At 69.8% G+C, this 25442-nt stretch carries 28 protein-coding genes and 3 pseudogenes; 11 read left to right on the top strand and 20 right to left on the bottom strand.

All coding sequences use genetic code 11. The features are described from left to right. Nucleotides 1–8: 8 nt before the first annotated feature. The gene (locus tag IW249_RS26110; protein WP_196923175.1) at nt 9–659 is read right to left on the bottom strand and encodes a LysE family translocator; all 651 of its coding nucleotides are present in this window, start codon (nt 657–659) and stop codon (nt 9–11) included. Between the two features lie 229 nt (nt 660–888). On the opposite strand from IW249_RS26110, the gene IW249_RS26105 reads away from it, so the two are divergent. The 3 genes from IW249_RS26105 to IW249_RS26095 all read left to right on the top strand — a co-directional run bounded on the left by IW249_RS26105 (nt 889) and on the right by IW249_RS26095 (nt 3374). Then, nucleotides 889–1377, top strand: coding sequence for a DnaJ family domain-containing protein (locus tag IW249_RS26105; protein WP_196923174.1), 489 nt, complete (start codon nt 889–891; stop codon nt 1375–1377). 32 nt (nt 1378–1409) lie between these two features. After that, nucleotides 1410–1952, top strand: coding sequence for a GNAT family N-acetyltransferase (locus IW249_RS26100; RefSeq protein WP_196923173.1), 543 nt, complete (start codon nt 1410–1412; stop codon nt 1950–1952). A 132-nt stretch (nt 1953–2084) separates the two neighbouring features. Continuing rightward, a complete protein-coding gene (locus IW249_RS26095) occupies nt 2085–3374 on the top strand; it encodes an MFS transporter (RefSeq protein WP_196923172.1) in 1290 nt (429 codons plus the stop codon). Between the two features lie 151 nt (nt 3375–3525). Here IW249_RS26095 and IW249_RS26090 read toward each other — a convergent pair whose 3' ends face one another. Continuing rightward, nucleotides 3526–4101: a maleylpyruvate isomerase N-terminal domain-containing protein gene (locus tag IW249_RS26090; RefSeq protein ID WP_196923171.1), complete on the bottom strand. Its 576-nt coding sequence runs from the start codon at nt 4099–4101 to the stop codon at nt 3526–3528. A 103-nt stretch (nt 4102–4204) separates the two neighbouring features. On the opposite strand from IW249_RS26090, the gene IW249_RS26085 reads away from it, so the two are divergent. Beyond that, nucleotides 4205–5188: an AraC-like ligand-binding domain-containing protein gene (locus IW249_RS26085; protein ID WP_196923170.1), complete on the top strand. Its 984-nt coding sequence runs from the start codon at nt 4205–4207 to the stop codon at nt 5186–5188. Nucleotides 5189–5201: 13 nt separating this feature from the next. Here the strand turns inward: IW249_RS26085 and IW249_RS26080 are convergent, their stop codons facing one another. Continuing rightward, nucleotides 5202–5678 (bottom strand): hypothetical protein, encoded by a 477-nt coding sequence (locus IW249_RS26080; RefSeq protein ID WP_196923169.1) that lies wholly within the window; start codon nt 5676–5678, stop codon nt 5202–5204. Nucleotides 5679–5791: 113 nt separating this feature from the next. After that, entirely contained in the window at nt 5792–6655 is an 864-nt protein-coding gene (locus IW249_RS26075) for an NmrA family NAD(P)-binding protein (protein ID WP_196923168.1), read from the bottom strand. Nucleotides 6656–6740: 85 nt separating this feature from the next. Between IW249_RS26075 and IW249_RS26070 the strand changes: the two genes are divergently transcribed. Continuing rightward, nucleotides 6741–7454, top strand: a complete 714-nt coding sequence (locus tag IW249_RS26070; protein WP_196923167.1) for a TetR/AcrR family transcriptional regulator — start codon at nt 6741–6743, stop codon at nt 7452–7454. A 352-nt stretch (nt 7455–7806) separates the two neighbouring features. Beyond that, nucleotides 7807–9189: an FAD-dependent monooxygenase gene (locus IW249_RS26065; RefSeq protein WP_231394135.1), complete on the top strand. Its 1383-nt coding sequence runs from the start codon at nt 7807–7809 to the stop codon at nt 9187–9189. A gap of 119 nt (nt 9190–9308) precedes the next feature. Here IW249_RS26065 and IW249_RS26060 read toward each other — a convergent pair whose 3' ends face one another. Beyond that, complete coding sequence (locus IW249_RS26060) at nt 9309–9836, bottom strand: pyridoxamine 5'-phosphate oxidase family protein (protein ID WP_196923165.1); 528 nt, start codon at nt 9834–9836, stop codon at nt 9309–9311. Continuing rightward, nucleotides 9833–10501 (bottom strand): DUF899 domain-containing protein, encoded by a 669-nt coding sequence (locus IW249_RS26055; RefSeq protein WP_196923164.1) that lies wholly within the window; start codon nt 10499–10501, stop codon nt 9833–9835. Before IW249_RS26055 ends, IW249_RS26060 begins: the two co-directional genes overlap by 4 nt. Nucleotides 10502–10628: 127 nt before the next feature. On the opposite strand from IW249_RS26055, the gene IW249_RS26050 reads away from it, so the two are divergent. Beyond that, nucleotides 10629–11090, top strand: a complete 462-nt coding sequence (locus IW249_RS26050) for a winged helix-turn-helix transcriptional regulator (RefSeq protein ID WP_196923163.1) — start codon at nt 10629–10631, stop codon at nt 11088–11090. Between the two features lie 230 nt (nt 11091–11320). On the opposite strand, the gene IW249_RS26045 is transcribed toward IW249_RS26050, so the two are convergent. Then, nucleotides 11321–12085: a nucleotidyltransferase domain-containing protein gene (locus tag IW249_RS26045; protein WP_196923162.1), complete on the bottom strand. Its 765-nt coding sequence runs from the start codon at nt 12083–12085 to the stop codon at nt 11321–11323. A 197-nt stretch (nt 12086–12282) separates the two neighbouring features. Between IW249_RS26045 and IW249_RS26040 the strand changes: the two genes are divergently transcribed. Continuing rightward, nucleotides 12283–14184 carry a S9 family peptidase gene (locus IW249_RS26040; RefSeq protein WP_196923161.1) on the top strand — a complete coding sequence of 634 codons (1902 nt, stop codon included), beginning with the start codon at nt 12283–12285 and terminating at the stop codon, nt 14182–14184. Nucleotides 14185–14197: 13 nt separating this feature from the next. Here the strand turns inward: IW249_RS26040 and IW249_RS26035 are convergent, their stop codons facing one another. Then, nucleotides 14198–14890, bottom strand: a complete 693-nt coding sequence (locus IW249_RS26035) for a TetR/AcrR family transcriptional regulator (RefSeq protein WP_196923160.1) — start codon at nt 14888–14890, stop codon at nt 14198–14200. Between the two features lie 53 nt (nt 14891–14943). Between IW249_RS26035 and IW249_RS26030 the strand changes: the two genes are divergently transcribed. Continuing rightward, the gene (locus tag IW249_RS26030; RefSeq protein ID WP_196923159.1) at nt 14944–16062 is read left to right on the top strand and encodes an FAD-dependent oxidoreductase; all 1119 of its coding nucleotides are present in this window, start codon (nt 14944–14946) and stop codon (nt 16060–16062) included. 343 nt (nt 16063–16405) lie between these two features. Here the strand turns inward: IW249_RS26030 and IW249_RS26025 are convergent, their stop codons facing one another. The 10 genes and pseudogenes from IW249_RS26025 to IW249_RS25980 form a co-directional block, all read right to left on the bottom strand. Further along, complete coding sequence (locus IW249_RS26025; RefSeq protein ID WP_196923158.1) at nt 16406–16807, bottom strand: VOC family protein; 402 nt, start codon at nt 16805–16807, stop codon at nt 16406–16408. Then, on the bottom strand, nt 16804–17571 hold the full coding sequence (locus tag IW249_RS26020) for an arsenate reductase/protein-tyrosine-phosphatase family protein (RefSeq protein WP_196923157.1): 768 nt from the start codon (nt 17569–17571) through the stop codon (nt 16804–16806). Before IW249_RS26020 ends, IW249_RS26025 begins: the two co-directional genes overlap by 4 nt. Nucleotides 17572–17690: 119 nt before the next feature. After that, the gene (locus IW249_RS26015; RefSeq protein ID WP_196923156.1) at nt 17691–18152 is read right to left on the bottom strand and encodes an HNH endonuclease; all 462 of its coding nucleotides are present in this window, start codon (nt 18150–18152) and stop codon (nt 17691–17693) included. A gap of 112 nt (nt 18153–18264) precedes the next feature. Continuing rightward, complete coding sequence (locus tag IW249_RS26010) at nt 18265–18825, bottom strand: dihydrofolate reductase family protein (protein ID WP_196923155.1); 561 nt, start codon at nt 18823–18825, stop codon at nt 18265–18267. Nucleotides 18826–18831: 6 nt separating this feature from the next. Continuing rightward, nucleotides 18832–19320 carry an SRPBCC domain-containing protein gene (locus IW249_RS26005; protein WP_196923154.1) on the bottom strand — a complete coding sequence of 163 codons (489 nt, stop codon included), beginning with the start codon at nt 19318–19320 and terminating at the stop codon, nt 18832–18834. Continuing rightward, nucleotides 19320–19730 carry an ArsR/SmtB family transcription factor gene (locus IW249_RS26000; RefSeq protein WP_196923153.1) on the bottom strand — a complete coding sequence of 137 codons (411 nt, stop codon included), beginning with the start codon at nt 19728–19730 and terminating at the stop codon, nt 19320–19322. Before IW249_RS26000 ends, IW249_RS26005 begins: the two co-directional genes overlap by 1 nt. Nucleotides 19731–20029: 299 nt before the next feature. Beyond that, nucleotides 20030–20299: pseudogene (locus IW249_RS35260) on the bottom strand (LysR substrate-binding domain-containing protein); the annotation flags it as partial. Nucleotides 20300–20626: 327 nt separating this feature from the next. After that, nucleotides 20627–21139: a tyrosine-type recombinase/integrase gene (locus IW249_RS25990; RefSeq protein WP_196923152.1), complete on the bottom strand. Its 513-nt coding sequence runs from the start codon at nt 21137–21139 to the stop codon at nt 20627–20629. A gap of 153 nt (nt 21140–21292) precedes the next feature. Continuing rightward, the gene (locus IW249_RS25985) at nt 21293–22708 is read right to left on the bottom strand and encodes a hypothetical protein (RefSeq protein ID WP_196923151.1); all 1416 of its coding nucleotides are present in this window, start codon (nt 22706–22708) and stop codon (nt 21293–21295) included. A 578-nt stretch (nt 22709–23286) separates the two neighbouring features. After that, nucleotides 23287–23529, bottom strand: a pseudogene (locus IW249_RS25980) (Tn3 family transposase); the annotation flags it as partial. 107 nt (nt 23530–23636) lie between these two features. Between IW249_RS25980 and IW249_RS25975 the strand changes: the two are divergent. Continuing rightward, nucleotides 23637–24329: a carbon-nitrogen hydrolase family protein gene (locus IW249_RS25975; RefSeq protein WP_196924962.1), complete on the top strand. Its 693-nt coding sequence runs from the start codon at nt 23637–23639 to the stop codon at nt 24327–24329. Between the two features lie 25 nt (nt 24330–24354). Continuing rightward, nucleotides 24355–24525: a hypothetical protein gene (locus tag IW249_RS25970; RefSeq protein ID WP_196923149.1), complete on the top strand. Its 171-nt coding sequence runs from the start codon at nt 24355–24357 to the stop codon at nt 24523–24525. A gap of 236 nt (nt 24526–24761) precedes the next feature. Here IW249_RS25970 and IW249_RS25965 read toward each other — a convergent pair whose 3' ends face one another. Next, on the bottom strand, nt 24762–25190 hold the full coding sequence (locus IW249_RS25965) for an NUDIX domain-containing protein (protein ID WP_196923148.1): 429 nt from the start codon (nt 25188–25190) through the stop codon (nt 24762–24764). Further along, nucleotides 25190–25372, bottom strand: a pseudogene (locus tag IW249_RS25960) (HAD family hydrolase); the annotation flags it as partial. The gene IW249_RS25965 and the pseudogene IW249_RS25960, both read right to left, overlap by 1 nt. Nucleotides 25373–25442 lie beyond the last annotated feature (70 nt).

The raw sequence follows: 25442 nt of genomic DNA, 5'->3' as shown, positions 1-25442 counted from the left end.
CCCCCGGGTCAGGGAGTGGCGACGGCCGCGCGCGAACGGTCGGCGGCGATGCGGACGGCCAGCGCGGCGAGCGCGGTGCCGGTCACCCACCGCTGCACCCGCAGCCACACCGGCCGGCGGGCGAAGAACCCGGCCAGCGCGCCGGCGCTGAGCACGATCAGCGCGTTCACGCTCAGCGCGACGGCGATCTGGGTCAGCCCGAGCAGCAGGCTCTGCGTCGCCAGGTGCCCGCGGGTCGGGTCGATGAACTGCGGTAGCAGCGACACGTAGAGGATCGCGATCTTCGGGTTCAGCAGGTTGGTGACCAGGCCCATGGTGAACAGCCGCCGCGGCGGGTCCGGCGGCAGCGGCGCGGGCCGGAACGGCGAGTGCCCGCCCGGACGCAGCGTCCGCCAGGCCAGCCAGAGCAGGTAGCCGGCGCCGGCCAGCTTCACCACCGCGTACAGCGTCGGCACCAGGACGAAGACGGTGGCCAGGCCGGCGACCGCCGCCACCAGGTAGACGCCGAAGCCGGCGGCCACCCCGAGCAGCGAGATCAGCCCGGCCCGGCGGCCCTGCGCCACCGAGCGGGACACCAGGTAGACCATGTTCGGGCCGGGCGTGAGCACCAGCCCCAACGCCACCAGCGCGATGCCCAGCAGTGCACCCGTACTCACCACGACGATTCCCCCGTTCGGTAGTCCCCACACGGACCGTAATCGGGATGAACATCCTGACCCAGGGCCACCTGGGAGGCCGTGGCCTGCGATCCGGGATGATCCACTCGCGTTCGGTGCAACGGCGGGGCCGTCGGCGGGAATGCTCACCGTGGCGGGCGCGCTGACCCCTGACAAGTGCGTGTCGCCGGCCGGAGGCGGCGCGTTACGGTGGCCAGGGAGGTGCCGCACGGTGACCGAGGCGTGGGAAGCGTCAGTGGAGGCGAAGATCCAGGATGCCGTTCAGCGCGGCGAGTTCGACGACCTGCCCGGCATGGGCAAGCCGATCCCCGGTCGAGGGGCGCCGTACGACGAGGCCTGGTGGATCAAGAGCTTCCTGGAGCGCGAGGCACTCCCCAGTGACCTGCTCCTGCCCACGTCGCTGCAACTGCGCCGACGCATCGAGCAGGTCCCCGACGAGGTCCGTGACCTTCCCACCGAACAGTCCGTCCGCGACGTCGTGGGGCAGTTGAACGCGCAGATCGTGGCGTGGCTGCGCTTCCCCGACGACGGCCCCCGGGTCGCGGTGCGCCCGGTGAACACCGAGGACGTGGTCCGCCGGTGGCTCGCCGAACGGGCCCGCCCCAAGGTCACGACGACCGCCGCCGAACCGGCGACCGTTGCGACACCGTCGCGCCGGCCCCGCCGCAGCTGGTGGAGGCGGTGGCGCCGACGGGGCTGACCGCCGGGCCACGACCACGGCAGACTGTGCCGATGCTGATCGAATCGCGGTCACCCGACACGCCCTCGACGCCGGGAGTCACGCTGCGTCAGTGGTGCGCCGACGACCTGGATGAGCTGGTGCAGGCGTACCGGGATCCGGTCCTGCGCCGCTGGACCAGAGCTCCGGTGACCACTGCCGCCGAGGCCCGGCGGTGGCTGGACGGCGCCCTGCGGGACTGGGCCGACGGCCGGCGGTACACCTTCGCCGTCCTCGAGGAGCGGGCCGACGGCCCTCGGCTGGTGGGCAACGTGGTGCTCAAGGGGGTCACGCCGCAGCGCCCGGCCCCGGAGGTGGGCTACTGGACGGCGTCCTGGGCGCGCGGTCGCGGCGTCGCCCCGCGCGCCGTCACCGCGCTGAGCCGCTGGGCGTTCGACCGGTTCCCCGAGGTGACGCGTCTCGACCTGCTGCACCAGGTGGACAACGTCGCGTCCTGCCGGGTGGCGCAGAAGTCCGGCTTCGTGTTCCAGGAGACCCTGCCGGCCCGGCCGCCCTTTCCGCTCGACGGCCACCGCCACACGCTCGACGCCGGCTAGCCGCCCGTCCGCACCTGTCGCGAACGGATCCGAACAGGTCCGAACGCCTGCTCGCGGCCTCGCCAGCGTGAACGCGGATACGGTCTGGCCGAGCGCCCGGACGACCGCCGGCGCGGGAGGGGACGGGGCGAGGTGACCGAGCGCGCCGCGACGTACGCCGAGGTGTTCGCGGTGCGCGAGTACCGCCACCTGTTCGGTGCGTACCTGCTGTCCCTGGCCGGCGACCAGCTCACGGCCGTGACGGTGGCGTATCTCGTCTTCAGCGAAACCGGCTCGGCCGCGCTGGCGGCGGCCGCCTACGCCAGTTCCTACCTGGCCTGGCTCACGGGCGGACCGCTGCTGTCCGGTCTCGCCGACCGGTTCCCCCGGCGAAGCGTGATGATCGCGTGCGACCTGGGCCGCGCGGCGCTCATCCCGCTGGCGGCTCTGCCGGCCCTCCCCGCGCCGGCCCTGGTGGTGCTCCTCTTCGTGGTCAACCTGATGCGGCCACCGTTCGTGGCGGCGCGGGCGGCGTTGATGCCGGAGGTGCTCGACGGCGACCGCTACGCCGTGGCCAACGGCGTGGACAACATCTGCGCCCAGGTCGTGCAGGTGGTCGGCTTCGCCGTCGGGGGGAGTCTGGTGGCGTTGCTGTCGCTGCGCGGTGCCCTGCTGGTGGATGCCGGCACCTTCCTGGTCTCCGCTGTTCTGATCGGGATCGGTGTGCGTTCCCGCCCCGCGCCGCGACCGCCGTCGGGCCCGACCGGCCAGGGCCGGGCGGTCGGGCTGCGGGTGGTCTTCACCGACTCCCGGCTGCGGTCCTACGTGCTCGTCCTGTGGATGGCCAGCGCCTTCACCTACGCGGCCGAGGGGTTGATGGCACCGCTGGCCCGACAGTACGGCGGCGGCGCCGGCACCGTCGGACTGTTGCTGGCGGCGGCGCCGTTGGGGATGGCCCTCGGCGGGGTAGCGCTCACCCGGTTCTGCCCACCGGCGGCCCGGCCACGGCTCATCCTGCCGCTGGCCGCGATGTCGGCCGGGGTGCTGACGGTGACCTGGCTCGTTCCTCCGCTGTGGATGATGCTCCTGCTGTTGGCGCTGGCCGGCGCGGCGAGCGCCTTCGCCATCCCCCTGAACGCGCTGTTCGGTCGGGCGGTGCCGAGGCAGTACCGGGGACGGGCGTTCGGGGTGGCCATCACCGGTCTCAGTGGGTTACAGGGGACGGCGATGGTCCTGGCGGGTCTGGCCGCCGACCAGTGGCCGGCCACCACGGTGATCGGGTTCAGCGGTTTGTCGGGCGCGGTGGCGGTTCTCGCCGTCGCGCCGCTGTGGCCACGGCGACCTGCCTCCACCCCTGTGGCGTTCGGGTCTCCGGTCGAACAGGCCCGAACGACTCCGAACGCCGACATCCCTACCGCCGAAGCAGGCAGTGGCCGACGCTGAGGTCAGTTGGCGGGCACGGGGACCGTCACCGAGGGGGAGGAGAAGGGCATGCGCAGCGTTCGCAACCGTGGCATCAGCTGGACCTGACCGGAACGCTCCCACCGGGTGGTCGCCCGGCAGGCGACCACCCGCCCGTCGACGCTGGTGCGAGTCAGTCGACCGCGGCCCGCCAGCTCCAGGACGTGCGGCGGGCGCGGCCGGGCAGCTCACCGCGGCCGGTCATCCAGAGCAGCACCTCGGGTGCCGCACCGGCCGGGGCGTCCGGGAAGAGTCGGCGCAGCACCAGCGCGCTCAGCCGCTGCGGCGGTTGCCACGCCACAGCGAGGCCGAGGGTGATGTCGTGGGTGTGCAGCAGGGTCTCGGCCACGCCCATGGCGGCGAACCCGGCCGGATCGCACGGGCCCCAGTGCCAGGCCCGCGTGTCCGGCGGGGCGGCGTCGACGGCGGCGGCGAGCAGCCCGGCGCAGGCCCGCACCACTGTGAGCACCTGCGCCGGGCTCGCGTCGGGGGAGACCCGCAGGTCGTACGGTAGGTAGCCGTCATCCGGGCGGCCGGTTACCTGCCCCGCGTACGCGAGGAGGTCGTGCGCGACGTGCGCCGCGGTGGTCCAGCAGCTCCAGCTCAGCGAGCCGGCCGGCACCGACCAGTCGTGGTCCCGGTGTGGCAGCAGCACCCGGGTCATTTCCTCGGCCGCCTCCCGCAGGTCGGCGCCGGTCACCGCAGACATTCGCCAACCCACGGGGCAGCACCGGGTGTGGGAATCCGGTCATGGGTGAAGAGCGTCGAGGCGTGCAAGAATCCATCCTCGCATACGAGGGGAGGCGAGCCGGGTGTTGCCCAACCAGGTGGTGGACACGAGGGTGCTGCCTCCGGCAGAGCGGTTCGCGTTCTGGTATGCCCTGGTCGCGCAGGAGACGGCACCAGTGCACATCAGCAGCGGCCAGTTGGACAACTTCGTCGCCTACGTCCAGGCCATCGATCTCGGTCGCATTCGGATGACCTCGCTGCGGTACCCGTCCCTGGACGCGATCCGCCCCACCAAACTGGTTCGCAGCGCCGAAGGGGACGTGTACCAGCTCACGCTGCCCCTGACCGGTCACAGCACCCTGATCCAGGACCGCGCGGAGTCCACGCTGGAACCCGGCAAGCACTTCACGCTCCTGGACCCCGCGCGGCGGCACGTCGCCCGGCACCGCGCGGACGGCGCCGGTCTCGCCACCACGATCACCGTGCAGATACCGCACGCGGCGTTGCCCCTGGCACCGGATCGGCTGCGCCGCCTGCTGGCCACGCCGATACCGTCGCACCTCGGCGTGGGCGGCCTGCTGGTCCACCACCTGCGCAGCATCGCGGCGCACCCGGAGCAGTTCGAGCCGGCCCAGGCCGAGATGCTGGGTGGGGTGGCGGTGGACCTGCTCACCGCCACGCTCGCTCAGTACCTCGACATCGAGGAAACCCTGTCACCGGAGGCCCGGCACACCACGCTGCGGGCCCGCGTCGTCGACTTCATCGACCGCCACCTCGACAGCAACGAGCTCAGCCCGGGTAGCGTCGCCGCCGCCCACCACATCTCGCTGCGGTCGCTGCACCGCCTGTTCGAGGCGGAGGCGACGACGGTCGCCGAACTCATCCGCGCCAAGCGTCTGGAGCAGTGCCGGCGTGATCTCGGCAACCCGCTGCTGCGGCAGCCGGTCCATGTCATAGCCGCCCGCTGGGGTTTTCCGGACCGGGCCCACTTCAGCCGCCTCTTCCGTGCCCACTACGGACGTTCACCACAGGAGTACCGGACGGGCGTCGCTCGCCAGAACGGGTGACCGCCGCCGACCGCTACCGCCGCCGGTCGGTCGGATCGTCCTCGACGAAGTCACTGACAGCGGCGCGGATGCTCTCGCCGTACGGGTCGTCGGGTAGCCGCACCAGGTGTTCGCGGGCTTGGGCGAGGTGCTCCCGGGCCAGGCCGACGTTGCCCAGGCGTCGGTGGCAGTCGGCCAGGTTGAGGTACAGCGATGGCAGGAACGCCTGGACCTGGAGTGAGGGCAGGTATTCCTGGGCGCGTTCGTCGGTCAGCTCGGACACGGCGGCCAGGGCTCGTTCATCCCAGGCCAGTTCCGCCTCGGTGGTGTCCTGCAGGTCGGCGAGGTAGTGCGCCAGGGTGCAGCGGTGCAGGGCGTCACCGGTGGGGCCGAGCTCGTCCCACAACGCGGTGAGCAGTTCACGGGCCCGGGCAGATGCGCCGCTCTGGCCGAGCTGGACGGCCTCGATGATGCGGGTCATGGTCGGGTCGGCGGTCGCTTGGTCGCTCATGTCGCCGATGGTCGGGTCTCGACCCGGTCGAGGGTCAAATCCACGAGGAACGATGTACGTCGCCACCCGTCGAATGACCCGGACGATGCTGCGCTGACCGGCTCGCGAGCGCGTCAGCGCTGGGCGACGATGGCCTCGATCACCGAGCGGACCGATGTCGGGCGGTGACCGATGACTGTCTCCAGCATCGGGTCGGTCACGGCGAACTCGCCTTCTCGCGCCGCGCGGTACATGCCGAGGGTGAAGTCGGCCGCCGCCGCGGGCATGCCCCGCTCGATGGCGGACGCCCGCCACTGGTCGTCGTCGACGACGACACGTTTGACGGTGCGGCCCGTGACGTCGCTGAGGATGGCGGCCACCGCTTCGAGGTCGAGCATCTCCCCGGCGGTCAGCGGTGCCGTGACCCCGTCGAGCAGCCCCTCCTCGGTCAGGGCGACGGCTGCGGCCTCGGCCAGGTCGGCGTGCGCGGTCCAGGACACCGGGCCGTCCGCCGGCGCCACGAGTCGACCGGTCTCCAGCGCGGTACCGATGGAGAAGCTGAGCGTGCTCGCGTAGAACCCGTTGCGCAGGGCGGTGAAGGGAACCCCCAGCCCGGCGAGGTGCTCCTCGGTGACGGCGTGCGTGGGCTGGGCGGCGAAGAGCGAGTTCCGGGAGGCGGCCTGGTGGCTGGTGTACAGGATCCGCTTGGCTCCCACGGCGCGGGCGGCGTCGATGGCGGCGCGGTTGGCGACGAGCGCGCCGGGGCCGCGGATGGCGGCGGAGACGACGAGGACCTTGTCGGCACCCTCGAAGGCGTGCCCCAGCGTCGCCGGGTCGGTGAAGTCTCCGGCGCGTACCCGCACCCCACGCTCGGCGAGGCCCGCGGCCCTGTCGACGTCGCGCACGCTCACCCCGACGGCGTCGGGTGGCAGCCGGTCGAGCAGCCGGTCGACGATCTGGGACCCCAGCTGGCCGGTGGCACCGGTGACGACGATCATGATGAACACTCCTTGTTATCGGCGTTACGTCGCGAACGCTAGCACCGATAATTCACAGATAACAAGGCGCTGTTAGCATCGGTTCATGGTGACGACGCAGGACACCCGCGACGACGTCCGTGCGGGCATCGTCGCGGCAGCGACCCAACTGCTGCGGGAGAAGGGCGCGAACGCGGTGACCACGCGCGCCGTCGCCCAGGCCGCGGGCGTGCAGGCACCGACCATCTATCGCCTGTTCGGCGACAAGGACGGCCTCATCGACGCGGTCGCCGAACACGTCATGGCCGCCTACGTCAGCGGCAAATCGGCCGCAGCGGACGTCGCGACGGGCGACCCCGTCGCGGACCTGCGCTCCGGATGGCGCGCGCACGTGGAGTTCGGCCTGACAAACCCCGAGCTGTACGCGCTGCTCGCCGCACGGGGGAGCGCAGCGCCCTCGCCGGCAACGGTCGCCGGCCTCGACGTGCTCCGTCGCCGCGTCCGGCGACTCGCCGAAGCCGGCCTCCTCCGGGTCGACGAGCAGCGTGCGCTCCTGATGATCCACTCTGCGGGCAACGGAACCATCCTCACCCTGCTGGGAATGCCCGCCGACCAGCGCGACATCGGCCTGGGCGAGGCCATGCTCGAGGCCGTGCTCACCAGCATTCTGGCGACAGCTCCGGCGACACCCGACACGACCACGAACGCGGTCGCGGTGACCTTCGCGACGGTGCTGCCCGACCTCCCGGGGCTCACCGATGCCGAACGCGCGCTGATGGCCGAGTGGCTGCACCGATCCCTGGCCCACCCGACGCCGTGATCACCTGACCGGGAAACCAGTCGACGGGAGCAGGCCGGGGGAGATAGCTTGCAGCTGACCGCGACACCGCCCGAGGAGGTGAGACCCATGAACGTTGTAGCGATGTGGGTGCTCCCCCTGCCGTCACGGTCGGGCGATTGACGTAGGTGTCGCCGGGAGCGCCTTGCCAACACGGCACTCCCGAGAGGCAACACCTATGCACCCTCCGCAATTCACCGCCGAGCCGCCGTCGACCGACCCGGTCGAGACCGACTCCACCGTCAGCGGCCGCCCATCGTCGTCGACTTCCGGCACCGACAGCGCGTCCCCCGCGTACGACGTGATCATCGCCGGGTGCGGGCCGACCGGCGCGATGCTCGCCGCCGAGCTGCGGCTGCACGATGTCCGGGTACTCGTTCTGGAGAAGGAGACCGAGCCGCCGTCGGCCGCCCGCATCGTCGGCCTGCACATTCGCAGTCTGGAGCTGATGGCGATGCGCGGGCTGTTGGAACGCATCCTCCCGCACGGGCGGCAGCGTCCGGCCAGCGCCTTCTTCGCCGCCATCCCCAAGCCCGCGCCCAAGGGCCTGGACTCCCGGTACGCCTACCTCTTGGGCGTCCGGCAGCCGGTCATCGAACGTCTACTCGAACAACACGCCACCGAACTGGGCGCGCAGGTCCGGCGCGGCCGTGCGGTCGCCGGTTTCGAGCAGGACGACGAGGGTGTGACAGTCGAGCTGGCCGACGGGGAACGGCTGCGGTCGCGCTACCTCGTCGGCTGCGACGGCGGGCGCAGCACGGTGCGCAAACTCCTCGGTGTCGGCTTCCCCGGCGAGGCCGCGCGGACCGAGAGCCTGATGGGCGAGATGGAAGTGGGCGTGCCCCAGGAGGAGATCGCCGTCAAGGTGGCCGAGATCCGCGAGACCCATCAGCGATTCTGGCTCCGGCCGGTTGGCGTTGGGGTCTACAGCGTCCTCGTGCCCGCCGCCGGCGTCGGTGACCGCGCCGAACCGCCCACCCTCGAGGATTTCAAGCGCCAGTTGCGCGCCATCGCCGGGACCGACTTCGGTGTGCACTCCCCGCGCTGGTTGTCCCGCTTCGGCGATGCCATGCGGCTGGCCGACCGTTATCGGGTCGGGCGGGTGCTGCTGGCCGGCGACGCGGCGCACATCCATCCGCCCATCGGCGGACAGGGCCTCAACCTCGGCGTTCAGGACGCATTCAACCTCGGCTGGAAACTGGCCGCGCGGATCCGCGGCTGGGCGCCGGAGACACTGCTGGACACCTACCAGGCCGAACGGCGCCCGGTCGCCGAGGAGGTGCTGGACAACACCCGAGCCCAGACGGAACTGCTGTCCACCGAGCCAGGCCCGCAGGCGGTGCGGAGACTGCTCATCGAGTTGATGGACTTCGACGAGGTGAACCTCCATCTGCTTGAGAAGATCACCGCCATCGGTATCCGCTACGACTTCGGCGCGGGCCCCGACCTCGTCGGTCGCCGCCTGCGCGACATCGACGTGAAACAGGGCCACCTGTACGGTCTGCTGCACCAGGGCCGCGGCCTGCTGTTGGACCGCACCGAGCGCCTGACCGTCGGCGGCTGGTCAGACCGGGTCGATCACCTGGCGGATCCCACCGCGGAGCTGGACGTCCCCTGTGTCCTGCTGCGTCCCGACGGGCACGTCGCCTGGATCGGTGACGATCAGCAGGACCTGGACGAGCACCTCTCCCGCTGGTTCGGTGAGCCCGCCCACTGATCTCAGGCCGGCGTCGAGGTCGAGGAGTGCGAGCAACCATCAGTGACCGCTCGGGACGACGCTCCGGGTCGCTCCGAGCGGTCACTGATGGTGTGAGGCTGGACGCGAGTGTCAATCAGTCAGGTGCTGTTGAACCGCCAACGGGTCGCGGTCAGCCCGTCCGGGCCGTAGCCGAAGGCCCGGACGGGGGAGACCTCGTAGAAGGCGTACTGGGGCGATCCCGGCAGACTTTCGTCACAGACTCGGTCGTCCCTGATGGTGAACGTCCAGTCGTACTTTGTCGCGAAGGCGGCGGCCACCTGGCGTAGCGCGGCGCCGCCCGACACCTGGTGAGCGTCAGCGCTCACCACCAGGTCGAGGTCGTCGCCGCTCACTGTGATGACAGCGCGGGGGTTGCGGGCCAGGTTTCGGCTCTTGCGGGAGTTCGGGCGGCTCGCAATGCACGGCGCCCCGTCCACCAGCACCACCATCACCGGCGCGGCATGGGGACGGCCGTCCGGTGCCACAGTGGACAGCCAACACTTGGGGGCCGACTCCAGACAGGCCAGTGCCTGGCTCCAGGTCTTGAGGGTCGCCACGTCGGTGTTGAAGGGTGTCGCATCTTCCTCGTGGAAGAGGAGCTCGGCGACTGGCGTGTCGACTCTCATGATGGATCCTCGGTCACGTCGTACTCGTCGTGCAGCCGCCACCACTGGTAGGGCTGGGTCTGCGGCCAGCCTTCCGGCGAGTCCTCCCAGGTCTCCTGCCGGCCGTATGGCGTCAGGTCGAGGAAGGACCAGTTACTGCCGAGCCGTTCCACGCCCCGGGCGGTGGTGGTGTACGTGCGGAAGATCCGGTCGTCGGCACGGAGGAACACGTTCAGCGCGAATCCGTCACCGGTTCCCATGTCGGCGTTGAAGCTGTTGTTCAGTGACGAGTACCAGGGCAGTGCCCAACCCATTCGCCGCCGCAGCGCCAGCAGGACGTCCAGTGGGCCCTGGGACGTCAACGCCAGGGTGACGTCGCGAGCGTTGAGGTGGGCCGGGTGTCCGACGTTGTCGGTGAACATCGAGCAGCCGGAGCAGACAGCGTCGACGCCGTGCCACATGAAGGTGTACACGATGAGCTGGCGGCGGCCTTGGAACAAGTCGGTCAGACTGGCAGGCCCGGACGGGCCCTCGAACACGTAGTCCTGCTCGACCGGCGTCATCGGCAGCCGGCGACGTGCCGCGGCCACTGCGTCGAGCTGACGGGTGAGTGCCTTTTCGTGGACGCGCAAGGTGTTCACTGCGTCTTGCCAGTCCCCGGTCGGCACGATCGGCGGATGGTTCATAGGGGCCTCTTTCGGCTTCCATGAGCGCGTGGAGGGGCACAGACTGGTCCGTTCCTTGAGGGGACGGACTGATGTGACGCTAACAGAGTCAGTTCCTTGAAGGAACCACCTTGCGTATCGTGGCGTCATGCAGCGAACGCAATTCGGCGCCATGGCGTGTTCGATCGCCCGCACCCTCGACGTCATCGGTGAGCCGTGGTCGCCGCTGATCTTGCGGGACGTCTACGCCGGCACGCACCGCTTCGAGCAACTCCAGCGGGGACTCGGCATGTCCCGCAAGGTGCTCGCCGAGCGGCTGAACTGGCTGGTCGAACAGGGCGTCCTGGCCCGGAGTGAGTATTCCGCCCGGCCGGTCCGGCACGAATACCTGCTCACCGAAAAGGGCAGGGAGCTATGTGATCTGCTGCTTGTCATGGTGCGGTGGGGTGACCGGTGGACGGCGGGCGAGGCCGGCCCGCCGGTGCTCTACCGCCACCACGCCTGCGGCAAGGTCAGTCATGTGGAACTACGGTGCTCGGAGTGCGAACAGCCCATGCGGGCTACGGACATCGACCTGTTGCCCGGGCCTGGCGCCCACCCAAGATCTTGACCATCGGCGCCGCGACCCGCGTGCGGAGCGGGACGACGAGTCACGTCCCATCGACGGCGGCCACCATGCCACCACCGAACGGCCGCGCCAGGCGGATGTCGGCGTGAGGCGTCGATGAACACGGCGTTGGCGGCTCGGTAGCAGTCCGGGGCGCATGCGGTGCTGGCTGCGGTGTCGCAGTGCGGGGGACAGGCAAGGCCGGGGTCTCAGTGTTTCTGAGGCAACTCGGCCTACGGCTCGCTGGTTTGCGGCGGCCCAACGATCGCGGCAAGGTCGGTGAGAATCGGGCGTAGCCGAGCGGCCAGGGTCGGGTCCGTGCGAGTGAGTTCCGCGGTCAGGGCCGCTGCGGCGGCCGAGAGCGCACGGCGTAACTCGGGCTCGTCAATGGAGCGGACCAGTGTCGGTTCGAGCGGTCCGGTGATCTCGCCGGGCAGTAGGTGCGCGCCTTTGGCGTAGCTGGTGGAGTGGCCCAGTCGTTGGCAGGCGAGGGCGATTGTCTGGGTGCGCAGGGCGCTGATCCAGTGCTCCGCTTGCCAGTATCTGCCTCGTTCGATGCTGATCCTTGCGTGTAGCGCGTGGTGCCATGCCAGGCCGGCCATCTCGTCGTGGCCGCTCGGCGCGGGAGCTGGGGGTGCAGTGGATCGCCCGAATATGAGTCGCCAACTCGGGCCGCGCGCCCCGAACTCGGCCTCCGGGCTGAACGAGAGGTCGACTTCCAGGCAGCGAGGCAGCAGGAACACCCGGTAGATCGCAGACCCGGACCTCAGATCCCAGTGGTGGACCGCCGTGAAGTCCTGATACATCTGTTGGGTCCAGCGTTGCAGGACGGCGTCGAGCGGACCGCTGATCCCGAAGGCCAGATCGATGTCCGACCAGCGATCCTCATCGTTTGTGGCGTGCGAGCCGGTGATCGCGGCGGCGACGACAGCGGGATCTTGTTCCGCCAGGTGCAGCAGCCGCCGCTGGATCAGGTCGCGTTCCTCTACGGAGAACATCAGGTCACGCTCTACTTGCCCCGGCTGCGGAAGACACGCGGCTCAGGCGGCGACGAGCCGTTCTCGCTCGCGCCATGGCTGGCGGACGCGTCCATGAGGACATCATGCCTCGCCACTCGCAACGGGAACTCGCCGGTGCGTCGATCCGGCAGCGGAGGGATCGCATGGCGTTCTGTGGATGCTGGCAGACTCACCGCATGACGGGTTTGACCGCCGAGCTCGTGGTCGATGGTTGCGCTCCACAGGCCCCGGCGCTCGCACCGAACGGTCGCTTGCTCTGCTACGTCCTCGCTCCCAGCAGCCGCACCGGTGACCACAGCGACACCGAACTCTGGCTCATCGACACCGATGCCGCCGTCGCGCCGCGTCGCGCGACCACCGACACCGCAACCGAATCCCGGCCACGCTGGTCGGCCGACTCGGAGACGCTGTTCTTCCTCTCCGACCGCGCCGACCGCGGCATTCCGCAACTACACGGGCTCACCCTCACCGACGGCACGACGGCCACGTTGACCGGCTGGCGCGGCGGCGTCATCGACTACCTGCCGCTCACCGACCCCGACCTGGTGGCCTTGCTCGCCGAGGACGAACCCACCGAGCAGGGCGCGCGTCGCGCCCGGGACCGCGACGACGCCATCGTCGTCGGCGAGCGCGAACCGCGTGCACGGTTGCGCCTGCTCGACCTGCGCACCGGCCGGGTCACCACCCCGAAGGTGTTCGGTGATCGGCATGTCGTGGAACTGCGGCAACGCCCCGATGGCGGTCCACTCGCCGTGCTGACCTGGGCCACCGCCGACAACGACCACGGTCCGCGCACCGGCCAACTGCACCTGTACGACCCGACGACCAGGACCGCGGAGAATCTCGCACCGGTCGAGGCCGACGCACGATCTCTGGCCTGGTGGCCGGGCGAGGACGGTTGGCACCTCGCTTACATCGCGCTCACCCCACCGGTTCTGCAGGCCGGCACCGCCGTGTTCGACCTGGCCATGGACAGCCGCGTCCTGCGCAACCGCACCGCTGATCGCACGATGTGCCCCACCGAACTTCGCCAGACCGACGCCGCCCCGCTGGTGGTGTTCGCCGACGGCCTGAACACGACGCTGGCCCGGCTCGACCCCACCGACCTCACGACCCTGTCGCATCACGCCGGACGCCTCGACAACCTCACCACCACCCCTACCGCCGACACAATCGCGGTGCTCACCGGCACCCGCTATCAGCTCCCGAACGTTCACATCGGAGCGCCAACCGGGCCGCTGCGAAGAATCACCAACGCCCGGCCGGAACTGGACGGCATCACACTCGGCACGCAACAACCGCTGGCCTACCGCGCCACCGACGGCCTGGACCTGGACGGCCTGCTCGTACTGCCTGTCGGAAGAACCGCGTCGGAGGGCCCGTTCCCGCTGGTCACGATCGTGCACGGGGGACCGTACGACCGCTACGCCGACCGTTGCCAGTTGTTCTGGTTCCCCAGCGCGCAGTGGTTGGCCGCCGCCGGCTACGCCGTGTTGCTCCCCAACCCGCGCGGCGGCCAGGGCCGGGGCCACCAGTTCGCGGCCTGCGTCGCCGGCCAGGTCGGCCAGCAGGAGTGGACCGACATCCTGACCGGCATCGACCTGCTCATCGCCGAAGGCATCGCCGACCCCGACCGGTTGGGCATTGCCGGCTGGAGCCACGGCGGCTTCATGTCCGCCTGGGCCGTCGGCCAGACCGACCGCTTCCGCGCCGCGCTGGTCGGCGCCGGCATCATCGACTGGGGCATGCTCGCCGCGACCGGGGAGAACGGCCAGTTCGAAGCCGCGCTCGGCGGCAGCACCGGCTGGTCCGGTATCGGCCCGCACCCCCATGACGCGGTCAGCCCGATCTCCTTCGCCAGCCGAATCCGCACTCCGGTGCTCATCCTGCACGGCGCCGAGGACACCAACGTCCCCCTCGGACAGGCCGTGTACCTCCACCGGGCGCTGCGCCACTTCGACGTCGAGCACGAGTTCGTGATCTACCCGAGAGAGGGCCACTCGATCCGGGAACGCAACCACCAACTCGACGTCCTGCGCCGGACCCGCGCCTGGTTCGATCGCTGGCTCCGCCCCTGAGCGGGCGAGTGGGTCACGCCGGCGGTCGGGTGAGTTTGGCGGCCACGGCGTCGAGGACCCAGTCCAGGCCGGTCGCGAAGGACGTCTCGGCGTCCACCTCCGTGCCGTCGTGCAGGGCCTTGGTCAGCGCCGGGAAGCGGCCCGTGGCCAACATTTTCGTCACGTGGGGGCCGGAGGCGCGCTGCCAGTCGCGCTTGGACAGGCCCGTGGCGCGTTCGGCCCGTAGGTTCGCGATCTCGCGCCTGATCGCGCCGGTGCAGTAGGCGCTGACAGTCTCCACGGCGCGCAGGACGGTGTCGATATCGGCGAGGCCGTCGAGGGCTGCCAGCTTGGCCTCGGTCACGGCGAAGCCGTTGGGGCCCAGGGTCGGGCGGCCGCCGAGCAGGTCAGCCAGCCATTCGTGACGCAGAGCGGCCTGCCTGGTCCGGTGGGCGAGGATGCGCAGCGCCTCCCGCCAGTCATCGGGTCGCTCCCCGGGGAGAATCTCGGCGTAGACCTCGTCGGCCATGAGGTCGAACAACTCGTCCTTCGTGGAGATGTATCCGTACAGCCGCATCGGGCCGGCGTTCAGCCGGGCGGCGACCTTGCGCAACGACACCGCCTCCAGCCCGCCCTCGTCGGCCAGCGCGATGGAGGCGGCGATGACCTGCTCCCGGTCGAGCGGCACGGGGGGATTCGGCGGCTCCGGCCGGTCCCACACAGTCATGGTCACTCCCTACCGTGGCGATGCGTCGTCAGAGCGCGATACGCTGTATCGCCATGAGACATCGTATCGCTGTGGTCGGCGGCGGCCCGGGGGGACTCACCCTTGCCCGTGTCCTGCACCGCCACGGCTACCCCGTCGCCGTCCTTGAACGCGATCCCGCGCCCGACTCCCGCCCCCCAGGCGGCACGCTGGACCTGCACGAAGGGATGGGCCAGCTGGCACTGGACAAGGCGGGGCTGTTGGCAGAGTTCCAGGCGCTGTCCCGTCCCGAGGGGCAGGCCATGCGCATCCTGGACGCTGCTGGGACCGTCCTGCGGGACTGGCAGCCTGGTCCGGATGAGCGGGCCAACCCGGAGATCGACCGCGGGCAACTCCGTGACCTGCTGCTCGACCCTCTCGACGTGCAGTGGGGGCGAGAGGTGGTGCAGGTGGCGCCGGGGACCGGGGATGGCGTACTTGTTCATTTCGCGGACGGGCGGCAGGAGACGTTCGATCTCGTGGTGGGCGCGGACGGTGCCTGGTCCCGGGTCCGCCCGGCAGTCTCGTCGGTGACGCCGCACTACACCGGCGTCACCTCGGTCGAGACCTCCCTCGACGACATCGACACCCGCCACCCTGACCTCGCACAGGTGATCGGCGACGGTTCGGTGGCCGTGTACGGCGCGAACCGATCTCTCGTCGCCCAGCGCAACAGCGGCGGTCACGTCAAGGTGTACGCCAAGTTCCGCGCGCCGCTGGACTGGCACGCGGGCCTGGACCTGGCCGACGCCGAGGCAGTGCGATCGGGCCTTCTGGCTCTGTTCGACGGCTGGGCCGCTCCCGTCCTCGACCTGGTCGGTCACGGCACCGCTTTCGTCCACCGCCCCTTCTACGTCCTGCCCGAATCCCACACCTGGGCCCACGTCCGCGGGGTGACGCTGCTGGGCGACGCCGCCCACCTGATGCCACCGTTGGGGGCAGGCGCGAACCTCGCGATGCTGGACGGTGCCGAGCTCGCGGAGTCCATCGCTGCCGACCCGGAAGATCTGGACGCCGCCGTCTGTGCCTTCGAGGAACGGATGTGTGAACGGGCCGGCAGGTGGGCGAAAATCACGATGGCCGGTCTGGAACGCCTCGTGAGTCCGGACCCTGCCGAAGCCCTCGCCCTCTTCGACCACGTCCAGCCGTCCTGACCGGCAGCAGCACCCGCACGACCAGCTCTCACGGCTTCCCAGGTCAGCAGGGCGCCCGTAGCGCCTTCCGTCGAACCACCCGTTGGAGGAACGCGCGGGTCGCGGGCCTCGCGCGCAGTTGAGGCAGGGACCTCGGCGCCGTTCTCGCTCGAGTCCGGCTCCTTCAACGGATTACTACATTGTCATTATCAATAATCCAGTAAATACCTGCCACAAAAGGTGCGAACCGCCCACGCACCATAATGACAGTTCTTGTGCGTAACGACCGAGGATGGTGTACGCGGGGCGAACGTCCGGCCGGTGATCGACCCGCAGGCCCAGGGGCGGCGAAGTGCGGCTGGGTTCAGGCGTTGGCGGGGGCGGCGTCGCCCGCGGGTTGGAAAAGTTCGATGAGGTTACCGGCGGGGTCGGCGAGCAGGATCTGACGGCCGCCGGGCCCGGAGACCAGTTCGCTGCGGAACGCCAGGCCGGCGTCGCGGAGTCGGTCGATCTCGGCGTCCAGGTCGTCGACGATGAGGTGGATTCGGTTGCGGCCGGGGCTGGTGGCGTCGTCCGGAGTGGCGCGGGCGCCGGAGCTGGCGGGTCCGGACAGCAGCAGTCGTAGCGGGCCGCGGACCACGTCGGCGAAGGCGGGGGCGGCGCTGGTCTTGAGGTGAAAACCGAGGTGGGCGGTGTAGAAGTCGACGGCGGCGTGCACGTCGTCGACGAGGTAACGGACGCTGACGTACTGCTCGGCTGTGCTCATGGTGTGGTCTCCTCGGGTTCGGTGGCGAGGACGGGCAGCAGATGCCGCACGCGGGTGTCGATGTCGGCCGCAACCTGCAGGAAGGCGGGATAGTCGTCCCGGGTGCCGGCTGCGGCGGGGTCGGGGATGCTCCAGTGCAGCTGGCCGGCCGGGTTTCCGAAGTCGGGGCAGACCTCTCGGGCCTTGTCGCACAGGGTGATCACGTAGTCGAAGCGGTGGCCGGTGAGCGTGTCCAGGTGCCGCGGGCGACGGTCCGCGACGTCGACGCCGGCGTGGTCGCGCAGCACCCGCACGGCATGGGGGTGTAGCTGCGCTCGGGGGCGGGTTCCTGCGCTGGTCACCTGCACGTGACCGGCGGTGTGGCGTCGGAGCTGGGCTTCGGCGATGGGGGAACGTGCGCTGTTGCCCGTGCACACGAACAGCACGGTTCGCGGCGGCTGGACCGGCGGGGCAGGTGGAGGGCCGCCCAACTGCAGGGCGGGGTGCAGAGCGGTGCCGGTGCCCGCCAGCGCGTGGGCACAGCTGTCGAGGTCGAGGTGGTAGTAGCTGTCGCGGCCGTCGAAGCTGCTGCGGGTGACGGTGACCAGGCCGCCGTCGCGCAGCAGCCGTAGGTGGTAGGAGACCAGGTTCTGCGGCTGGGCCAGCAGACTGGCCAGTTCGCGGACCCGCAGGTCACTGCGGGCGAGTTCGGTCAGCATCTGCCAGCGCAGCGGGTGTGCGGCCAGCCGGACGAACGGCGGCGCGGTGTGACTCGGTGGCCCCATGACCACGAAGATACATCAAATCAGATTGATCGGTCTGGACCGAGCGCGAGTGCCACCACTGTCGAGTTCGCCGACGGCCGAGTCGAGCAGACGGTGCGCTGCCAGGAGAAGGGCTGAGATTACGAGCGGCCGTACGCGGCGCGGGCCTGGGCCACCTCGGCGGCCTCGCGTTCACGCCAACGGCGCTGGGCCTCCCGGTTGCAGGTCCGGCAGACCCGGCGGTACCGGCCGGTCGCCGGGTCGAGCTCACGGTCGTGACCGTTGCGGCACTGTGCCGGCTGGGTCCGGCTGCGGCAGGCCTCGGCCCGGCTGAGCTGGCGCAGATGTGTCGGCTCGATACAGTCGGCGACGCCGCAGGTCTGGTCGACGTCGAGGGCGGGGTCGTACCCACCGACGAAAACCACGTACGCGGCGATGTGTGCCCACGCGCGACCGGCGACCTTCTGGTGCACCCCGCGTCGCCGCCCGTAACCTTCGACGATCAGGCAGCCGTCCTCGGTGCGGTGTGAGCGCTCCAGCAGGTGGGCGCGTAGCGATTCCTCGGTGTGGTACCGGGACAGACCCTTCACGACCGAGAGCACGCTGTCACCGTACCCACGTCCCTCAGCCTCGTCGAACGACGTCGGCGGGCCCGCTCGGTGGCCCGGTCGGCGTCACCGACACATGTCCGGGTCGGTGACGCCGATGACCGTCTCAGGTGCTGACGCGGTAGTGCAGGTAGGCCACCCCGTTGCTGAATCGGCGGGTGCTCAGTAGCTCCAGGTCGAGGCGGGTGCCGCTGGGCAGCCCGGGTTTGCCTCCGCCGGTGAGGATGGGATGGATCAGCAGGTGGCACTCGTCGATCAGCCCGGCTTGGAATGCCTGCGCCGCGAGGTGTGCGCCCCCGATGGTGAGGTCACTGGTGGCCGAGGCTTTGATGGCGCGTACCGAAGCGGGGTCGAAGCTCCGATCGAGCCGGGTCCTGGCGGTCAAGGTCGTGTCCAGCGTGGTGGAGTAGACGATCTTGTCCGCCGTTTGCCAGACGTCGGCGAAGTCGGCAGTGAGCTTCGATCGCGCGGCGAGGGCGGGCTCGGTCTCCCAGACGGCCATCGACTCGTACAGGCGCCGGCCGTAGAGGTAGGTGCCCATGGGCCGGACCAGGTCGGTGACGAACGCGAAGTAATCGTCGTCGGGTGGGGTCCAGTCGAATCTGCCGTGCTCGTCCTCGATGTAACCGTCGAGGGACACGTTCGTCACGTAGATTAGCTTGGCCATGGCGCGCTATACCTCCACGTCGACTGCGATGGGGTGGGCATTCGTCAGTGCCGCGTCCAGCTTGCTGAATGCCTCGTTCCAACCCTGGTCAGCAGGGCCAACCAGCCGTTCCGGGAGCCACTGACGGATCTCGAGTCGCGTCCGTCCATCGGCCTCGTCGTGGAACTCGACCCGCATCCTTGTCTCGTGAGGCTCAATGCCCTCCGGCAGCTGCCCGGTGACGTGCGCGACGCCGTCGATCAGTTCGCCGTCGGCGACGTCGGTGAGGTCGATGTGGACGTCGACTCGAAGGCCGGGTTGGGTCGGGAAGAGTTCGGTCCACCGCTGGTGGCCGCCGGGCCGGATGTCGAAGTCCATCTCCTCGCGGGGCAGCGAGTTGCCGATCGGCCCCCACCATGCCGCCAGGTGGTCGGGATCGGTGAAAGCTCGGTAGACCAGGTCCCGTGGCGCGTCCACCACGCGTGAGATGACGATTTGCGGGTCGTCCCTGTCCATCAATTCTCCTTGTCGTGAGACTTGCCCGGGGATTCGCTGTCGGGCAACGCCGGGCCGTGGGCCGTTCGGTCCGTTGGGCGACCGGCGGCCTGCACGGCCGCGAGGTGGGCGTCGAGGCGGGTGAGGGACGTGTCCCAGAACCGCCGGTAGCGCTCGATCCACTCGGCCGCTTCGCGCAGTGGGGCGGCCTCGATGCGACTCATCCGCAACTTCCCCGACCGGGTACGTGAGATGAGGCCCGCGCGCTCGAGCGCCTTCAGGTGCCGCGACACCGCCGGCATCGAGATCGGGAGGGGAGCGGTGAGCTCGGTGACCGTGGCGTCGCGGTCGGCCAACTCGGCGAGAATCGCCCGTCGAGTCGGATCGGCGAGCGCCGAGAACACCGCGCTGAGTTGATCGCTGCCCGACACCAGAGCCTCCAGTCACTTAACCAACACGTTAAATGTAGTGCCGGATGAACGCGTGTCAACACGCCGAGCCATCGCGCGGCTATCCCCAGTGCGGCAGCCAGACCTCCATGTCGGGTGCCTGTGCTCGCCGGGAGTCGAGGTAGTCGCGCAGTGCGCGCAGTGGCCAGCTGCGCGATCTCGGCCAGCAGCGCCTCGTTGCCGAAGACCGGCCCGATCAGGTCGATGGTGAGACCGAAGGCGGCGGCGAGTTCGTCGTAGTAGTCGGCCCGCTCGGTGCCGCGGGCCATGCCGGGCACCCAGATGCGGTGCTCGGCGAGTTGCGCGGGCGTGACGGTGCGGGCGTTGGCAAGGGCGTGGCGGGGGCCGACGAGCAACTCGTGGTGCTCGTCGATCACGCGGGTGGTTCGGATCGCGGCGGGCAGGTGCCATGCGGCGACGGTGACGGCGTGGGAGGTGGCGTCGACCGTCCCCGCCTCGACGGCAGCCATTGCCGCGTGCACGTCGGCGTCGAGGGTGACGACGTCCAGCTCGATGCGGGGATGCGCGCGGTGGAAGCCCTGGAGCAGCACCGCTGGGGCGATCCGTCGACTGTGCACGTCGACGCGCAGCGCCCGTCGACCGGGGCGTACGGAGGCGTCGGCGCGCGCCACTGGCGCGCGGTGGTACGCGGGTAGGTCCGCTCAGCTGCGTCGAGGCGGCGTGATGTCGAGTAGTTCGGTGACCTCGGCGACGGCGGACGCGCCGGGCCTGACGTAGCCCATGGCGGTGCGGGGGTTACGCCACCCACCCTTGGCCATGATCAGTTGCAGGCCGGCGTTGGCCTCGCCGAGGTGGGTGACGCCAGAGTGCCGTAGCTGGTGTAGGTCCTAGCCGGGCAGGCCCGGCCCGGGTGAGGTCTAGTGGTTCAGGAGTACCCGGGCGCGGTCGTAGCCCAACCTGGCCCGTCCAGTGGCCGGGCGCAGGTCCCTCGCCGCCGGGCGGCGGGCCGGGCCGGGGCGGCGTTCGGACAGGAACACCGGCCCGGCCGTCCGACCGCGTAGCAGGTGGGCAGTGCCGGAGGCCCAGTACACGTATTCGACCGCCCCGCCCTTGGACACCACCTTGGCGCGGCGGGCCTCCAGTTCCAGGTCAGCGATGTCGAGGGCGAGGATCTCGCCAGCGCGGGCGCAGGTCTCGTACAGCATCCGCCACAGCGTCTTCTCCCGCAGTGGCACGTCACGGCGGGTCAGCACGGCCATGGCGTCGGCGATGTCCTGCCCTGTGGTGGCGGCAAGTTCCCGTCCGGGGTCGAGGTGCCCGGCGAGCCGGTCGAGGACCCCGGTGTAGGCGCGGCGGGTGTTCGGGTTGCGGCACCGGGCCGAGCCGAGGAACCGGTCGACCGCGACCCGGACCGTCACACCGTTCTTCACGACCCAGACTTCTGCCGCACCGGCCCGGCGATGTACCGGATAACGTGCGCGAGTCGCGCAGCCGGGCCGAGGTGCCCACAGCAGTCCACGTGGATCACCTCACCGCGCATGTACCGGATAATAAGCTGTTATCCCGTGCATGACAGGGTGCGGTCAGCCGCCCCGGAGCATGTCACGAAGAGCGCTGATTCCGGTGAACTCGGGACCGCGCTCCGACGAGAACGCACCGATCGATCCTCCCAGTTTTTTCAGCGTGAGCGTTGGGCAGCCGTCTTCATGCGCGCCGTAGTCACATGATGTGCGCAGGGACTGCTTGCCGGGTTCAGCGATCAGGAGATCTACCGGGTACAGGCTGAACGGAGGGCCGGCGTGGTTGACCATTGTGGTGCCGGCAATCCCGTTCACAACCCAATCCACGGCGACGGTCCAGGTGATCTCGTTCGCCGCCGTGACGGCCTGCACCCAGAACTCCTCGGGGTCGTCAGGGCTGACGGTCAAGGGGAAGTCGCGTTCGCCCCGCATCCTCATCTGCGGGTTCTCACAGTCGAGGTCGACATCGAAGCGTCGGACGTCGAGTCCGCCCGCAACACCCTTGATCATGCACGCTCGCCGCGGCGGCCGACGGGAGAGCACAACGACCCGCGCGCCGTGCAGGATCACGGCGCGCGGTGCCCTGGCCTCCACGGTGACAACGAAAATCGACCCGCTCGGGGCCACGGCTTGTGGAGGGTTCCCTTCCGCCACGATGACGGTCCTGCCCTGATCCGGCAGGACTCTGGTGGTGGTGATGATCGGATCCTGGATGCGCGGGTCGAAGTCGATATCGGGGTTGGCTACGACCGCGGCGGCGCCCGGTGTCTGACCACCGTTGCCGGTAGCCAGCACCTTCTCGCCGAGGAAGACGATCCGCACGCCGTAAATCTCCTCCAGCAACCCGCGCAGCGCCGAAATCGAGTCGAGCACACGCTCATCGACCCGGCCTACCCCGAGCAGGGCTTTTCGGTGCGCCCTGAGCAGGCCCACATGCCGGTACGCAACAGACAGATCCCCGGCGGGAAGGATCTTGGGTCTGGCCACGCACCGAGGTGTCTGACGACTGTCCTGGGCCTGCGCCAGTTGACCAAGCAGTTGATCGGCGCGGGCTCGCCGGCTCACAACCAGGTTGCCCAATGTTCCAAGGAAATACTTCGCTTGGTTTTCTAAGAAAGCCGCAGCACTCAGCAGGGTGCTGTCGTCCAGACCCCTCAACGAGGACCGGCCAGAGGCGGACACGCACCATGCGGCCTGGTTGTCGCGGATCTGTTTCGCCTCGGCCAGCAGGTCGAGCCACCCCCGGACATCCCGGGGTGCCCCGCGTAGATCCGTGTCGGCTCCGGCGAGTCGCAGGCACAGATGCACCACCTGCAGCAGCAACCGGGTGTCATTGGGCAGATGCGCGCCCTTCTTCCAGTCGTAGAGCGTGTTGCGCGACAGCGCGCCGTTCAGCGCCCGCACCACGCTGTCGGGATTGGCCCCGGCCGCCTCCAGCAACGCGGTGAACGCCGCCCCGAAATCCGCCGGCCCTCGCATCCTCTGCTTCGCTCCGCTTCCGCCGTGCCCTCATGGCGTTCCGCGTGTCCGAACCCTTCGGACACGCCTTACGTGCAGCGGCCGACGTCTTGATCTGGCCGAAGACGCGCCCAGCGGTCCGACCTTGTCCTAACCGGGTGCCGGACCGGCGGTGGCCTCTTGCAACCTACCGCCATGACGCGAACTCGCACCCGCCCTGGCGCCGGTCGGCTGTACGGTCCGGCCGCAGCAACAGGGCACGTCGGCGTGTGGCTGCTCTGGCCCCACCCGGCGATCCTGATCACTGTCCTGGACGTCGGTCTGACCGTGGCCGCCCTGACCGTCATCGCAACGGCGCTCTACGCTCCCGACCACATCAGCGACCGCGCGTTCCATTTGCTGCCCTGGACTACCAAGCCAGCGGCTCACCCGCTGGCGGGGTGTCGCGCAGTTGGTCGGCCTGCTGCGGGTGAGCTGGATGGTGACGCCGAACTCGTCGCACTCGGCCACCGCCGCCCAGTAGGCCAGCCAGGCGCCGAGCCGCCAGTCGCCGGCTAGGTCGCGGGGCCGGTCGCGGGCGGCCTCGCCGCAGGCCCGCATCAGCCGTCCTGGGCGTCCGGGTCGCGCAGCGGGCGGATTCGCTGCTCGGCCGACGGGGCGGGGAAGGTGTAGCGGCCCAGCATGTTGATATGCGCGTACGCCAGTGGCGACAACCGGGCGGCGTCCTCGTCGCGAACCGGGTAGCCCTGCCCACGCAATACCTTGACGGCCAAGTCGATGTAGCGCGTGTTCCAGAGCACCACGGCGTTGAGCACGAGGCCGAGCGCGCCGAGCTGGTCCTTAGCGTTAATTCCTGTGCGAATCTTCCTCAACCCTGGGGTCCGTCTGCTCGTTGCGGTGGAGCGTACGCAAGTGGTCTAGAGTTTGGATCTTGCCGGTCGGCCAGCTTGTGGAGGAAGCCTTGCGCATCGCCGTGGCTCAGCCTGCGGTCGTGGCGTACGACGTCGCCGCGAACGTGGCCACTCATGCGAAGATCGTGCGTACGGCAGGGGCGAGGCTGGTGGTGTTCCCGGAGTTGTCGCTGACGGGGTACAACCTCGACGCGCCAGCGTTGACTTGCGACGATCCGCGACTGGTACAGATCGTGGCGGCGTGCGCTGATGCCGACGCGGTCGCGTTGGTCGGCGCGCCGCTCGCTGATGCTGATGGCCACGCCTACATCGCGACGTTGCTGGTCGACGGCGAGAGCGTGACGGTGGCCTATCGGAAGATCCATCTGCACCCCCCGGAGGACGAGCGGTTTACTCCGGGCGACGAGCACGTCGTGCTCGACCTCGACGGGCGACGGCTCGGGCTGGCGATCTGCCGGGACGCCTCGCTTGCCGAGCATGCGGCCGCGACGGTCACGGCAGGCGCCGACGCATACGTTGCGAGCACCCTCAACTCGCCTACGGACCCGCGCGATGCGCGGATGCACGCGCGTGCGATTACGCACCGGATGCATGTGGTGCTGTCCTGCGGCGCGGGGCCGGACGGGCCGCTGTTGACTGCGGGTGGCTCCGGGTTTTGGGCGCCGGACGGTACAGTCATCGCGCAGGCCGGCGCCACGCCGGGTGAGGTGGTCGTGACCGACCTGCCCTGACATGCCCACTTGGCTTACAGGCCTGGTGACCAACGATCTTGCCGAAACTAGTGCTGAAGGACTCGGCTGGCAGGCTGACGGCCACGCCGCCAGACTGACGTCCACCGTCGAGGATGCCGCACGTCAGCTCGGACGACGCATGCTCATGTTCGGCACCCGGACCGCCAGTCAGGCCGGAGGCTATGGCCATCTCTGAGTCGACGGCAACGGCCACCGCGCGTGGGGTGTGAAACGGCGGCGACATTCCAGCACGGGTCTAAGCGTCGTGCGTGGCTGGCAGCGACGCGTGGGCGCGGTCCCCCATGCGACGAGAGGCTCGTGTTCTCGGAGTCTGATGCCGGCGACGCGGCGGCATCAGGCAAGCTTTGCGCTATGCGAGTCCTGCAGTCGATGGGTGGTTTCGATGGGCATCACTCGTGGACTGGGCCCGTGTCATCCGTTGGAAAGCAAGGCCAGCGTGGGCAGTAACTGCGAGTGCGCCGGTTCGGGTAGGGCGTCGGCGGTGAACCAGCCGAGTTCGTCGAACTTGTGCGGTTCGCCGATAGCGACCGTGGTCGGGTCGACTCGTACGGCGAAGGTCACGGCGACCCAGTGCGAGGGTGGGTCGTCGCGCAGCACATTGCGTACACCGAGGATGGTGATGTCGAGCGGCTGTGTGGAGTACTCCTCCCGGACCTCCCGGCTGACGGCGGCTTCAAAGGTCTCACCGAACTCCAGTGCTCCCGCGCCGGTGTCCCAGGTCCCTGGCTCGTCGCGGGCGCCGCAGCTGCGCCGGGCGAGCAGCACTCGTCCTGAGCCGTCGTGGCAGACAAATACGCAGGAGACCGCCGGGGCGCGATCCTTCGCGTTCTGTTCGGTCATCAGAAGTGCTCCAGCAGGTCGTTGAACGTACGTAGCTGCAGGACCTTGTCGTTGGGGTCGAGTTCGTCGTGCTCGAGTGCCCAGGTGTGCTCGTTGGGGATGAACACGGCATTCTAGCCGGCCTGACGGGCCGGGATGATGTCGGACTTCGGCGAGTTACCGATCATCCATGTCGGTTCGGGGTTCAACCCCGGAGGGCGGCGACGAAGGTGCGGACGGCGTCGAGGTTCACCCGACGAACCCTACCGACAC

It is taken from the genome of Micromonospora vinacea (genome assembly GCF_015751785.1).
GTDB lineage: Bacteria > Actinomycetota > Actinomycetes > Mycobacteriales > Micromonosporaceae > Micromonospora > Micromonospora vinacea.
This window is presented reverse-complemented; position numbering and strand designations above follow the sequence as displayed.

What these genes read in the sequence shown, in the direction of transcription:
- IW249_RS26065 (WP_231394135.1), top strand. Translation starts at nt 7,807, where the DNA reads ATGCTCGCCGCCGAGCTGCGGCTGCACGATGTCCGGGTACTCGTTCTG.
- IW249_RS26035 (WP_196923160.1), bottom strand. Translation starts at nt 14,890, where the DNA reads ATGACTGTGTGGGACCGGCCGGAGCCGCCGAATCCCCCCGTGCCGCTC.
- IW249_RS25985 (WP_196923151.1), bottom strand. Translation starts at nt 22,708, where the DNA reads ATGCGAGGGCCGGCGGATTTCGGGGCGGCGTTCACCGCGTTGCTGGAG.
- IW249_RS26100 (WP_196923173.1), top strand. Translation starts at nt 1,410, where the DNA reads ATGCTGATCGAATCGCGGTCACCCGACACGCCCTCGACGCCGGGAGTC.
- IW249_RS26050 (WP_196923163.1), top strand. Translation starts at nt 10,629, where the DNA reads ATGCAGCGAACGCAATTCGGCGCCATGGCGTGTTCGATCGCCCGCACC.
- IW249_RS26070 (WP_196923167.1), top strand. Translation starts at nt 6,741, where the DNA reads ATGGTGACGACGCAGGACACCCGCGACGACGTCCGTGCGGGCATCGTC.
- IW249_RS26030 (WP_196923159.1), top strand. Translation starts at nt 14,944, where the DNA reads ATGAGACATCGTATCGCTGTGGTCGGCGGCGGCCCGGGGGGACTCACC.
- IW249_RS26005 (WP_196923154.1), bottom strand. Translation starts at nt 19,320, where the DNA reads ATGGACAGGGACGACCCGCAAATCGTCATCTCACGCGTGGTGGACGCG.
- IW249_RS26025 (WP_196923158.1), bottom strand. Translation starts at nt 16,807, where the DNA reads ATGAGCACAGCCGAGCAGTACGTCAGCGTCCGTTACCTCGTCGACGAC.
- IW249_RS26080 (WP_196923169.1), bottom strand. Translation starts at nt 5,678, where the DNA reads ATGAGCGACCAAGCGACCGCCGACCCGACCATGACCCGCATCATCGAG.
- IW249_RS26055 (WP_196923164.1), bottom strand. Translation starts at nt 10,501, where the DNA reads ATGAACCATCCGCCGATCGTGCCGACCGGGGACTGGCAAGACGCAGTG.
- IW249_RS26020 (WP_196923157.1), bottom strand. Translation starts at nt 17,571, where the DNA reads ATGGGGCCACCGAGTCACACCGCGCCGCCGTTCGTCCGGCTGGCCGCA.
- IW249_RS25965 (WP_196923148.1), bottom strand. Translation starts at nt 25,190, where the DNA reads ATGACCGAACAGAACGCGAAGGATCGCGCCCCGGCGGTCTCCTGCGTA.
- IW249_RS26010 (WP_196923155.1), bottom strand. Translation starts at nt 18,825, where the DNA reads ATGGCCAAGCTAATCTACGTGACGAACGTGTCCCTCGACGGTTACATC.
- IW249_RS26075 (WP_196923168.1), bottom strand. Translation starts at nt 6,655, where the DNA reads ATGATCGTCGTCACCGGTGCCACCGGCCAGCTGGGGTCCCAGATCGTC.
- IW249_RS26040 (WP_196923161.1), top strand. Translation starts at nt 12,283, where the DNA reads ATGACGGGTTTGACCGCCGAGCTCGTGGTCGATGGTTGCGCTCCACAG.
- IW249_RS26090 (WP_196923171.1), bottom strand. Translation starts at nt 4,101, where the DNA reads ATGTCTGCGGTGACCGGCGCCGACCTGCGGGAGGCGGCCGAGGAAATG.
- IW249_RS26045 (WP_196923162.1), bottom strand. Translation starts at nt 12,085, where the DNA reads ATGTTCTCCGTAGAGGAACGCGACCTGATCCAGCGGCGGCTGCTGCAC.
- IW249_RS26060 (WP_196923165.1), bottom strand. Translation starts at nt 9,836, where the DNA reads ATGAGAGTCGACACGCCAGTCGCCGAGCTCCTCTTCCACGAGGAAGAT.